The 12,546-nt window shown below is 35.3% G+C and carries 10 protein-coding genes; 5 read left to right on the forward strand and 5 right to left on the reverse strand.

Going from position 1 to position 12,546, the window contains the following annotated elements; genetic code table 11:
• The first annotated feature begins 207 nt into the window (after window positions 1–207).
• Window positions 208–1,337, forward strand: a protein-coding gene (locus CJ263_RS13610) for an IS3 family transposase (RefSeq protein ID WP_094997699.1) whose coding sequence is annotated in 2 segments (ribosomal slippage) — window positions 208–469 and window positions 469–1,337 — 1,131 coding nt in all. Because the reading frame shifts where the segments join, the coding sequence is not laid out codon by codon here.
• A 307-nt stretch (window positions 1,338–1,644) separates the two neighbouring features.
• Here CJ263_RS13610 and CJ263_RS13620 read toward each other — a convergent pair.
• The 5 genes from CJ263_RS13620 to CJ263_RS20985 all read right to left on the reverse strand — a co-directional run bounded on the left by CJ263_RS13620 (window position 1,645) and on the right by CJ263_RS20985 (window position 7,121).
• A complete protein-coding gene (locus tag CJ263_RS13620; protein WP_094997778.1) occupies window positions 1,645–2,472 on the reverse strand; it encodes a carboxypeptidase-like regulatory domain-containing protein in 828 nt (275 codons plus the stop codon).
• Window positions 2,469–3,533 carry a zinc metalloprotease gene (locus CJ263_RS13625; protein WP_158657162.1) on the reverse strand — a complete coding sequence of 355 codons (1,065 nt, stop codon included), beginning with the start codon at window positions 3,531–3,533 and terminating at the stop codon, window positions 2,469–2,471. The genes CJ263_RS13620 and CJ263_RS13625 overlap by 4 nt, the downstream gene beginning before the upstream one ends.
• 112 nt (window positions 3,534–3,645) lie before the next feature.
• A complete protein-coding gene (locus CJ263_RS13630; RefSeq protein WP_094997780.1) occupies window positions 3,646–5,601 on the reverse strand; it encodes a hypothetical protein in 1,956 nt (651 codons plus the stop codon).
• 31 nt (window positions 5,602–5,632) lie between these two features.
• Window positions 5,633–6,805, reverse strand: a complete 1,173-nt coding sequence (locus CJ263_RS13635) for a carboxypeptidase-like regulatory domain-containing protein (RefSeq protein WP_094997781.1) — start codon at window positions 6,803–6,805, stop codon at window positions 5,633–5,635.
• A gap of 172 nt (window positions 6,806–6,977) precedes the next feature.
• The gene (locus CJ263_RS20985; RefSeq protein WP_158657163.1) at window positions 6,978–7,121 is read right to left on the reverse strand and encodes a hypothetical protein; all 144 of its coding nucleotides are present in this window, start codon (window positions 7,119–7,121) and stop codon (window positions 6,978–6,980) included.
• 346 nt (window positions 7,122–7,467) lie between these two features.
• On the opposite strand from CJ263_RS20985, the gene CJ263_RS13640 reads away from it, so the two are divergent.
• The 4 genes from CJ263_RS13640 to CJ263_RS21405 all read left to right on the forward strand — a co-directional run bounded on the left by CJ263_RS13640 (window position 7,468) and on the right by CJ263_RS21405 (window position 12,545).
• Window positions 7,468–10,506, forward strand: a complete 3,039-nt coding sequence (locus CJ263_RS13640) for an HsdM family class I SAM-dependent methyltransferase (protein ID WP_094997782.1) — start codon at window positions 7,468–7,470, stop codon at window positions 10,504–10,506.
• A gap of 94 nt (window positions 10,507–10,600) precedes the next feature.
• Window positions 10,601–11,131 (forward strand): hypothetical protein, encoded by a 531-nt coding sequence (locus tag CJ263_RS13645; protein WP_158657164.1) that lies wholly within the window; start codon window positions 10,601–10,603, stop codon window positions 11,129–11,131.
• 413 nt (window positions 11,132–11,544) lie between these two features.
• A complete protein-coding gene (locus CJ263_RS13650) occupies window positions 11,545–12,030 on the forward strand; it encodes a GbsR/MarR family transcriptional regulator (RefSeq protein WP_094997784.1) in 486 nt (161 codons plus the stop codon).
• Window positions 12,031–12,050: 20 nt separating this feature from the next.
• Window positions 12,051–12,545, forward strand: a complete 495-nt coding sequence (locus CJ263_RS21405) for an efflux RND transporter periplasmic adaptor subunit (protein ID WP_308423238.1) — start codon at window positions 12,051–12,053, stop codon at window positions 12,543–12,545.
• Window position 12,546 lies beyond the last annotated feature (1 nt).

A 12,546-nucleotide genomic window follows, 5' to 3' on the forward strand; every position in this document is an offset into this window, starting at 1 on the left:
GGTTTCAATACACTGCTCCCATTAGAAAGCTAATAGACACCACAAACACCGTAGAGGTGTAGCCTTACATTTTTGGGGAAGGCTACACCCGAAGGGTGCTGAGTCCATAAAAATAATGTAATAATATTTGGTGACTTCCACTTGTAAGCTCCCCTTAAAACCGAACTGTTTAAAAGTAGAATAATAATCTTAATTTTAAACAGCATTATGAGGAAGAGCAAATTTTCACCAACACAGATCGCGAAGATTTTAAAGGAGTTCGACAACGGCAAGTCCGTTGCAGAGATAACCCGTGACCATGGGGTCAGCTCCGCCGCATTTTACAAGTGGCGTTCGAAGTACGCCGGTATGAGCGGGAAGGAGCTCAAGCGCATCAAGGAGCTCGAGGAGGAGAACCGCAAGCTCAAGCAGATGTACGCCACCTTGGCCCTGGACCACCAAATGGCCAAGGAGATCATCGAAAAAAAGCTCTGAGGCCCTGCCGAAAGCGAAGCATCGGAAAGGATCTTGCCCATTACGGCATCAGCAGGGCGTGCCGTGTCCTTAACATGAGCAAGAGCGTATATTATTACAGTCCGTTGCCAAAAGATGACGACGATATAGAGGAGGCACTTCGGGAAAAGGCCGGGGAACATCCGGAGGAGGGTTTCTGGATGGCCTATCACCGTTTGAGGGCGGAGGGGAGGCCATGGAACCATAAGCGCGTTTACCGTGTCTACAGAGCACTGGGACTGCCCTTGAGAAGAAAGGCGAAGAAACGCCTGCCGTCCCGTGTAAAGGAACCTTTGGAGGTCCCAGCGGAGGCGGACCATACTTGGAGCATGGACTTTGTTACCGACGTCCTGGAGAACAAACGCCGTTTCAGGGCACTCAACATCATGGACGATTACAACAGGGAGGCGCTGCACATCGAAGTGGACTTTTCCCTGACAAGCAACCGGGTGGTATGGGTCCTGAACCACTTGATAAACCGAAGGGGCAAGCCCAAGCGCATACGCATGGACAACGGCCCGGAATTCATAGCAAAGCTCACCTCCCAATGGAGCGAGATGCATGGAATAGAGTTCAAATATATACAACCGGGAAAACCGACCCAGAACGCTTTTGTGGAACGGTTCAACGGCAGTTTTAGGAGAGGGGCCCTCAATAGGTTCATCTTTGAGGACATTAATCAGGTAAGGGAACAGGCACGGATTTGGATGGACGATTACAACAATTACAGACCACACAAGGCCCTGGGATATGTGTCCCCCAAACAATATCTGGAGCTTAATTCCTTGTGCGGTACCGCACAAGGAATTAAAAACGATAACTTTGATGAAGTATTAGAAAAATGAGCAGTTCTATCTAGGGGAAGCTTACACACTTAGGGTGCTATCTGTCGTTTTTCTGCATAATGTGGGTATGAAAAAAGGATGGGTGTGGTTGAAATGTGGGAATCCAGTATTTTGATGACAATTTTTAATTTTTTTGGGTATCTACAGAGGAATTCGTTTCTACGAATTTATAGTAATTCGGAAATTTTGCTCTATTACGTTTTTGAGTTAGTTTTTCAGAGCAAAGTAAAGGCCCCAATCGAGTACTTCAAAATGGGTCTAGGACTAGAATCAGGCTAAAGATTCGAAGTGTGCGAAAGCATCCGAATCAAAAAGGTTGGCGTCGGTTTTCTGATATAAATATTTTGCTTTTCTTCTTAATAAGCTCTAATATTCCCAAGTGGTCTTCGGCTTCTATGAGATCAACAAAATTGGAATCAGCGAGACAATAAACGAAAAATTGTTCTTTTTTTGAAAAGGGGATTTTTAATTCCTGCAATCGAAGGGAATCGTTGAACAAATACTCAAACTCCTCTAATTTAATAGTTTGTTCATTTTGTTCTACCAATTTTTTTAGCTTTTTGGTTCTCCCCGATGCTCTATTTAGAATTTTATGCAGATTGATGCTAATTCCCAATCCAAAGTAGTGTCCATACAAATTAACAAACTTTCCATTATCAGCTTCAAACAGTTTTCGTTCATATTGGGAAAGGACCCTCACATCGGCATTGGGAAGCCCCAAAGAAGAAGCATCAACATTTTTTGATAACCTTAATGCTGAAATGTCCTTGTCCAAGATTCCAGTCAGATTATATGGTCTTACAACCACTTCTTTCAATTCGTTGATAAGTTCCTCTAAATCTATCCTCAAATGGTTGGAGGATAAAATATCCTCTGTTACAACCAGATATTTATGCTTTAGTTGAACAGATGAAAATAATAGTGTATCCTTTGATATGACACCTATAGAAAAACGTCCATACGAATCGGTTATGGTCCCTCTCTTGCTAGTAAGGTTTAGAATGTGTACGCCTTCAACCTCAGTGTTAAGGCTTTTGACCGTGCCATTTAACATAAGTCGAGTCTCTTGACCAAATCCGAAAGAGATTGTGAAGAGTAAAGCAAAAAAAATTATATGTTTACTATAGGTTTTCATTTTTTTTGTCGCTCCTTTATATATGAAAATAGAAAACTGAATACAGTAACATAAAAAATGATGGGTAATATAAACCTATACAAATCCGAGAATTTTGGTCTTGAGCGTCCTGAAAATACCTCTGATAAATAAGTAAAAACATTTTCCGGGAATTTTATTATACCATTCGAATCATAAAGCAATATTCCGCCTAGTACAATTAATATCAGTATTTGACTCGTCAGTGCATAAAATACCAAAAAAAAATCTTTGCCTCTCAAGTGACGAATAGATGTTTCATTTTGAAAAACCTTTTTTAAAATTTTATTTGATGCCATTCTTAGGTTTGGAACCCCAATCATATCCGATAATACCCAATATCCATCATAACGAAGGAAAGGGTTCAAATTAGCCAGCAATGACAATGATATGGCCGAGCTGTATACTAAATAATTGTTTGTCCGAGTTATAAAAAAAAATAAAACCAATATGGAGGCAATCAGTAATTCGATATAGATTCCAGATAGATTCACGATGATTCTTTTATTCGGTTTTAATTTCCATATATCTGAAACATCGGCAAACATCACTGGTGAAAGTAGGTAAAAACCGAATCCAATATCCCCAAATTTAGCACCAAATCGATGACAGGCAGCAGCATGTCCCATTTCATGGAAAAACAACACTGTACCTGCAAATAAAATATATAATGCCCATTGACCAAAGTTGAGATTTTCAAGACCTATTTTGATGGAGTTAAAATGAGCGATTAATGTTCCAAAAACGACCAAAGAAAAAATAGCCAGTAAAAAGTAAAATAATTTATCTGAGAACAATGGGGACATAAGCCTCACTATTGGCAATATGGTCTTATTCTTTAGCAATGTGAAACTTAGCTTTAAATAAGAGGGCTTTCCTATTTTCTTAATTTCAACATTTGCTGATTCTATAATCCCGTAAGTGGCCAAGGTACCAAATAATAAATTGTCAAGCAGATTGGCAGACACACCTTTGTGTATACCATAAAGTTCATTTATCTTTTGAAGATTCCGTTTACCGTCCACTAATTTAATTATATCCAAAGTATCCTTATTGACATTTATGCGATGTCCATATTCAGTTTGTTTTATGATAAACTCGTTCTTATCAAAAGGAAGGATTTCAATGTTTGGTGATAAAACAGGTATTTTGCTTTTAACGTCCATTTAGGCTCGACTTATAGTTTTCCAATGCAACAAAAGAGACAACAGAAGTGAACACCCCATTAAAGTCTTGCAAGACAATGTTTGTTCCTTTATTATCCTTTTTCCATCCATAGATTTGTTTTTCAGGATCTAATATATCCGGTGAGGGTATTCTCATAGAATAGTTTCCCCTCCATGAGCCATTTTCTAGTTGGGCATTTAACAAAATTTCCGACAAAAGTTTATCAGGCAGATTATCATAATTAAAAATATGCTTGGACTTGATTCTGCTCAAAAGGCACAAGGCAACATAAAATATATTATGAGCCCCATACTTGACAGGATTGGATTTTTTATTTAATTCATTGCAACAAAGGTTGAATATTTTTTTATTCATATTGATACAACATGCTAACACCAAGAAAGAAATTGCATAATCCCTGCTGGTCCACCAGTATGGTACTTCATCTAAATCTTCGATTTTATCAATTAGAAATGACTCCAATTTTCGTTTTTTATCATTATTAATGCCTAGCTGACAAAAAACTAAATATGCAACAGCGCTAACACAGAAATGTGAATTTAACCAACCTTCAACGTTATTAACTTCCTTGGTGTTTAGTGAAGCCAATAGCTCTTTTTCATTTCTATAGGTACAAAAACCTCCATCTTCATTTTGAAAACTGAACCATTCTTCAAGTTCGTCTTCACAGAAATCAGTTCCCAGACTATGTAAGGCAAGTATTGTGAAGGACGTAGAGTCTGCGTCTGGTATCCAGTTTGAATTATATCCCCATAAATTCTTTTCTTCATAGCGATTGGAAAGTAAAAACTCCTTTGATTTACTCAAATCAAAATGGGACTTGTACCAGTGAGATAAAAAATAGCATACAAAGGAAGTAGTCCAAACATTACTGTTCCCTGCATCATTAAAATAATCTGTCCAACTACCATCTTCTTCTTGAATTTCAAATAAATAATGTAAGACTTCGGAATTTTCTATTTTGCCCGAACCATTACTCGATCTATCAATATGTTGTGATTTCAAGTATTTATTAAATCTTATATATCCATTTATATTCAGGTTGTTTATTGTAATTGTATTTTGCATCCGCTGCAATTCATCCTTCCATCTGGGCGCTTTATAATCTCTCACAAATTCAAAGGCCCTTATAATATGTTCATAAGCCTTTAAGTATAGTTCTTCGGCCACACCTTCCAGATAAAGAAGCTTTTTTTGATCACCTAAACTATATGATTCAATGTCATCGACTCTCTTTTCTAAGTGGTTTTTTGAAATATTGAACTGCTGATTAATATAGTCTTCCTCATAATCTGAAACATCATCCAATATTTGAAAAGCAACATAAAAATCCTTGTGCGATTTAAGAACGTTTTGGTATTCATTTCGATAATGTTTCCCTGTAAGTACAAATAGAGCGTCTATCGCTATTTTTCCAAAAGAAGACTTGTAATCGCATAAAACCTCATATTCCGCAAACGAAGATATATTGTGGCTTTGCTTGTCCAATTTATAAGCCTTAACATATTCAAATTTTCTTTTGCCCCATATATCCCAAAATTCAGAATCAGTTTCAAAGAAAGTCGATAATATCTTGACAGTTTCCTCTTGGCAGATATTAATTGTTAGAAAGACGTTGAAATTCGATGTTTCCTTTTTGTTGTCAAAAATATCGTCCATCAAAATAATGGACCGATAGTAAAGAAATCCAGCGATTGACAACATATCCAACACCTCTTTATCAGAAAAATCGAAAGCTGAATTGAAAAGATATGGGTAATATAAATAGTAATCAGGGTTGTTCCGGATAAACTTTTGGTAGCAAATATTATCGATTACTTCCTTGGGATAGCCAAGCCCATTCAAGTATATCTGTACATTTTCAATCGCTTCTTTGAAAAGATTGTCATCTCTGTAATCAAAAAAATATTTTGTACTTATCAACCAATCACTGTTTATATAATTTTCTTAAAAATCAATTACGTAAATCCCTTATGTCCTTTAATATCTTTCTTTCCTCTTCACTAAAGAACATTGTATTGTTCTCATTCCAGCCTTCCAACTTTGGTATTGCAATAACTTGTTTGTTAAATCCTTCTTCAACATCGTAGTTAGTAGACAACTTTTTTGGTGATATGTGTTCTACACGCGTCAATATATATTTGGCGTTTGAACTGTACCTGTAGCTTTCTTGGCCTAAAATGCCGTTCCTAACGTTGTCCACTTCAACAAAAGAAAGGAAATATTTATCATGGACTTTACGATATTTTATCGTTGCTTTTGCCTCTATTAATATAAATACAGGATTTTTTGATTTTTTCCCCTCAAGGGATGATGCCACAATCGCTTTAATTTTTTCTGGATCTTTTTGCGTTTCTATCTGAACAATTGCCATGGTTTCTCTTTCAATATAAATTTTACCCATATTGTTGTTATAGATATTGTCGTTTGATGGTGAGAACCCGATAATGAGAATAGGGTTTTCCCTAGATTCGATTTCTCCAACATATTTGAAAGTATAGTCTGAAAGATTGTCAATATCGAACATTCTGCTTTTTGAACGTACCATATCGGCGTTCCGAACAATCGTGGCTATGCCCCCAACGGCATCTAAATTTAGCTTTGTGTGGTTTTCTGTTCGACGACCCTGAATGATTTCTGCTTGATAGCCTTGGGGATTATTGTCTCCTTCATTATAAGTCATAAAAGAAACTTCGGTTAACATAGCGCCTTTTCCATCTTCCTGTACACTTTCACGATAAAAGCCATAAAGATTAAATGGATTCGATATTATATTCTGTGGGATGCTTTTAATAGCTTTTATTATAATATCCTTTGCGGTTTCTCCCCTAACAAAGACCTCCTCCAAACTGATAATATAAGGACTCAACCAAATTGTATCCTTTTTACTTAAGTTATTTTTTTTGATATTTTTTTTTCGATAAGCTAAATGAGAGAATTCTATATTATTGGATTCGACAAAATAATCAATTGAAAATTTTCCAACTTCGTTTGTGGTTGTTCCCTGACCTTTTTCATCAGTGATGTGGGCAAACTGTATTGGCTCCCTGGTCATCGAATCCAAAACTATTTGAGAATGTAGATGAATACTCCCAAGAAAAAAGACAATAAAGTATATCTTTTTCATAAATCAGGCATCTTTTGGTAAATATTAAGACTAATTCGTTTAGAACAATATACATCTATTTGAATTATTTGGCTGAATTGCAACGAATTAATAAAGAAATTATATAGGATATTAGGGCAAAAGAAATCCGGATTCATTTATCATGAATCCGGATGACAAAAGTTTGATAGGTTTAGAAAGTGTAACTAGCTCCAATATAGCCTCTACAATCACCACTTGTACAAGCATAATTACTCTCGTTTTTCCACTTTGCCATCTCTAATCTTTGCTCTAGTTCTTCGACTTTGAAGTTTTTTAAATCTTCACTTTTGTTCATAATTATAGTTTTAGGTTAATGCAATAAAATGCCTTTCTATTTGTAGTATTACAACTTATGAATATTTTTTTAAACTGACACTATCTGGGTTCAGATTATTTGAAAAATTTCTTAAAATGAAAAAATCAATTACAATTATTACAACCTGAATCATTGGGACAGACAGTTACCATGATTGAAATTGCTGTTAATGATAGGCCTGTTGTAGCCCCTTAATTTATCCAAAAAAATGGAAATATTCCAAATAATGGCAAAACTTTGATTGTCAAAATCGCAAAATCATTTGTACCTTTGGAATTAATTTAGTATGTAAACTAACCATCAAATATTTTGGACGGACTTCGATATGATTGATTTTGATATAATAGAAATTTTAGGTTTGGAAAAGGCTATCTCTGTTACTTCAGAATCTAATCATATTTCTGAAAGTCAGTTAGTTGTAATCAATCAAGTAAAAGATTTTGGTATTGATGAAATTTATTTCAGTACCGACGAAAATCATAACAGTTATCCAGCGGTTTTTTTAAAAAGGGTTGAAAAATTTGATGACGGGGCTCTTCTTCAAGTTGCAAAGGCTCAAAAAAAAATCTGGAATTTCAAAAAGGTAATTTTTCTATACGTTTATTCGGAAACTGAAATCCGTATTTACAATTGTGCCGAGAAACCTCTTATAATCAAATCAGATGAATTTGACTATAAGAAGGAGCTTAAGACACTCGAAATTGAGTCTTACACGTTCAAGGATAAAACCAAACTCAAACAGCTTCAAAATCTTTTTTCCACCATTGCCATCGATACAGGTATTATATGGACATTGGAAGAAGCCTATGAGATAAGAAAGAAAATTAGCCTTCAACGAAGGGTTGATAAATACCTTGTTGAGAGCCTTACCTATACTGCCAAGCAATTACAGGAAGAAGGGTTAGAAATTAACCTTATCCACAAAATAATAATGCGATCTCTATTTCTTCTGTATTTAGAAGATAGAGGTGCGACTGATGAAAAATTCTATTCTGAAATAAAAAATGGAGCAAAGTCTTATTTCGATATTTTAGACGATGCAGATAAAACATATTCCCTTTTTAAGAAACTAGAAGAATATTTTAATGGTAATGTTTTTACTGTAGATAGCAATGAGTCAATCTCTAGGGAACATTTAAAAATTATCCGAAAGTGCTTTATCAACGGCAATGATAATTCCTTGCAACAAAATCTTTTTGAAGACTTACGCCTTTTCGATTTTAGCATTATTCAAATAGAATTACTGAGCGAAATCTATGAGAATTTCCTTGCTGAAATAAACCCTACTTTAAAACAAGATACAGGTACTTATTACACACCACCCTCCCTAGTTGAGCTTATATTGAATGAGAAATTACCAATCTCTAAGACAGAAAAAGAATTTAATGTTAAGGTACTAGACCCTACTTGTGGTTCGGGGATTTTTTTGGTTGAAAGTTTTAAACGTCTAGTCAAACGTCACGAAAATGCAAATACAGAAAAGCTTACAGACTTTAATGAGCTCAAGAAGCTATTGACGAATAATATATTTGGTATAGAGATACACCCTCAGTCCATCAAGGTAGCTGCTTTTAGTCTTTATTTGGCTTTGGTAGATAACTTGAATCCTAAGACAATTTGGCAAAATAAAGACTATCGCTTACCATATCTGATAAATGACCCTTCGGATGATACTCTAGTTGAACAAGGCATGAATTTGTTTCGTGCAGATACTATAAAGGAGAATCCAGAAATTGAAGAAATAGATTTTGATTTGGTGGTGGGAAATCCACCTTTTGGAACTAAAAATCTATCCCAATCTATTCGGGATTATAGTGATAAATATGGGTTCGCTAAAGAAATGGTTCTACCATTTTTACACAAGGCAACCAAAATTTCAGAGAATGGCGAAATTGCCTTGATATTCAATACTAAAGTTTTAACAAATACTAATGGCAAATATCAATCCTTTCGAGAGTGGCTTTTTAATGAATGCTATGTAGAAAAGATATATAATTTTTCAATTCTAAGGAAAGTGCCAGAGGATTTTGGAGGTCAATTATTTGGTTCGGCAACAGGTCCAATTAGCGTTATATTTTATAGAAAAAATGCGCCTAAAAAGCGGTCAGACACAATTATCTATTATGCGCCTAAAACATATATAAAGTCAAATGTCATTGAAGGCGTAAGTATTGATAGTACTGATTTAAAATATCTTCCCAGAGAGGAATGTCAAAAACCATCCACTAAAATTTGGAAGGTTGCTATGTGGGGCGGAATGAGCGATTTTAATATAATTGAGAAAATATCAAGTAGAACTGTCTCGATGGACGCTTTTTTGAAAAACACCCAAAATGGTTGGAGTTTGCCTAGAGCTGGGCTAAATGGAGACATAGAGCATCAAGATTTTATTCCTGAGCATGTAATCAATTCAAGACACATCCAAAGATTTTACACCCCTAGTCATGCCTTGCAAAAGAACGATAAGTATTTTAGAAATATAGACAAAAATATATTTGAACCACCCTATGTATTATTTAAAAAGGGACAGAAGAACAGAAAGCTAACGGCATCATATATTGATTACTTCGGATATTGCACAACAGCCTGTTACGTTTTTAATGGAAATGTAGAAAGTGATAATAAGAAAGCTTTGACAGCTATTTTCAACTCAAAAATAACTACCTATATTTTATTTATGGTTAGTTCTTCCTGGGGAATAGAAAGAGAGCAAATTTTCATGGATGAAGTGATGGATACCCCAGCAATTATAAGTTTACTCAATCAAGAAAACTTATCAAAAATTGTAGGTCATTTTGATAAAATAATGAATGGGATTAAATCGGATTTTTTCAAAAAGGATTATTCTCAGTTAGAAGAAAAGATTGACAAAGTAATTTTGAAAGATGTTTTGGGAATGACCGATAGGGAAATGGTCATAATAAACGACAGCCTGGAATTCAGTCTTGACCTCTTCGAAAACAAGCAAAAATCAAAAGCTCTATTACCAATTACAGATGTAACGGATTATGCAAAACGGATTTCTTCAGAAATAAACGAATTTCTTCAGAATCAAGAAATAGCTTGTAGCGCTACGACTTTTAAAATGCCATATTTTTCACCATTAATGATGATTAAATTGTCTTTTGGCGTTAGCGAAAGTGGTGTAATAAAATCTAAGGAAAACTTGGATGAAGAGCTGAGACAACTCGATAAGGTTCTATGGCGAAAGAAAGCAACCAATATTTATTTCAGAAAAAAATTAAATTACAAAACAGGTAATGAAATTTTTATTGTTCGTCCCAATCAGAGGCGATTCTGGACTCAATCGATGGCTATTGAAGATGCTTCAGAATTAATACTGGAAATCCTTAATGAAGTATAGTAAAATGGGGTTAAACAAAGTAATAATTACTTGCTTCAAAAGGGGCTTTGAAGAAAAATGCTTTCAACTAATAACAGAATCTTATGTTTCTGCTATGGAAACCAAGGTTATCAAACTCAACTGGGATGAAAATGATATTACTTCGGAATTGAACGAACACATTAATGAAAACCCACTAAGATTAAAGTGGGGTATAGTTACAAATGTTGAACAGCATTTACCAAAATATGATTTAGAAAAGGAAAAGGGTTTTGCAGCGAGACTACCTAGAATTGACCTTAGATTAGTAACCATAAACTCATCCTTAGAGTATGAATACAATATGGAAGCCAAAAATCTAAAGGAAAAAGATTCTGGTTTAAAACGACGTTATATTGATACTGGGATTAACAGTTTTGTTTCAAAAAAGTATGAGAACGGATGCCTACTTGGGTATGTGTTAGAGGGAGATTTGGACAAAACTGTAGGTGGAGTTAATAAGCTATTAAAGAAAGACGACAGGGAGCCCGAATCCTTGAAGCCTAAAACCTATCATTTACACAATAAGTATTACGAATCGGAACACCCTGACGATATAGTCATAAGACATTTTATATTTGATTTCACCTCTTTACATAGTGCTTAAGGAAAATGAATGACTATTACTTTTAAAGTGCTAGGTGCAATATTAGTTCCACATGCCAATTTCAATTCCCTTAATTTTCTATTTTATTATATATGTAGCCTTTCCTAAAAATATAGGAAAGGCTACGGTAGGATATCGTTAAATTCAGTGACCTCCTTTGTATTTCTAATATTAAATGCTTTGTCAATAATAATCTTAATATCCTCCCTCAAAAAGTTTGAACTCTGTCTTGCGGAGGTCACTAGGGTAAATCCCAGTTCATGTATTTGAATTGGGATTTTTTTTATGCCATTTGAATATTGTTAGTCCTTTACCCTTCATAATAGGAGGACCTTTAAACATTAACATTATTTTAAGCCGATTAGTTCGGAACAAAACGAACTGTAAAGTAGCTTTGTTCCAGAATTTGAACTATGGGGCTGTGCTCAGAACATAAAAAAAAGTTGATAGAGGAATTGGGGCTCTATTTTGAGAAGCGCCATAATTTGCCACCATTGGCCGCCCGAATCTATGCTATTATGGTCTTGTCTTCCATAGAGGGCTTTAGCTTTGAGCAACTTATGGAGATTACTCAGGCTAGCAAAAGTTCTGTTTCCACCAATTTAAATCTTCTGTTGCAATTAAAGTACTTGGAATACTATACACGGCCCGGTGAACGGAAAAGATATTTCAGGAGTTCCGGTAGCTTTTTGCAAAATATGTTACGTGAACGGTATGAAACCGTCAATTCCGATTTGGAACTTACCCAAAAAATAATTGATTTCAATCAGGAGAACAATCCAGAAAATTATAGCAAAAAGGGGTATATCGGAAATATTTTTCACGCCTTCCTGGAACAGGAAAAATTGAATATTGAACAAACCTTACAACGAATAAGGGACTTCAAAGAACAAAACTAAAAACTATTAAGTTAACCAATATGAAGAAAATTTACACCTTCCTTTTTGTCCTTTCAACCCTAATCTTAATTTCCTGTGGTGGTAAAACCAATGGAAATTCGGGTAATCAATCCGCAGTCCCTTCGTTTCAGGTAATAGAAATACCCACCAAGGATGTCACTTCTTTTACTACCTATCCGGCAAGTATTGAGGGCATTGTTAATAGTGAGGTTAGGGCCAAAATCTCGGGTTATATTACGGATGTTTTGGTAGATGAGGGGGAACAGGTAAAAAAGGGAGAGACTCTTTTTAAATTGGAAACCCAATCCCTAAGTCAGGATGCCGCCGCGGCTTCAGCAAATGTTAATGCTGCTCAGGTGGAGGTGGATAAATTAAAACCTTTGGTTGAAAAGAATATCATCAGCAGTGTGCAGCTGGAAACCGCAAAGGCAAAGTTGCAACAGGCAAAAAGCACCTATAATTCTATCAATGCCAACATCACGGGCTTATTAAAAGTCCCGTTGATGGTTACGTAGG

The sequence above is a fragment of the Maribacter cobaltidurans genome (genome assembly GCF_002269385.1).
Classification (GTDB): Bacteria; Bacteroidota; Bacteroidia; order Flavobacteriales; family Flavobacteriaceae; genus Maribacter; species Maribacter cobaltidurans.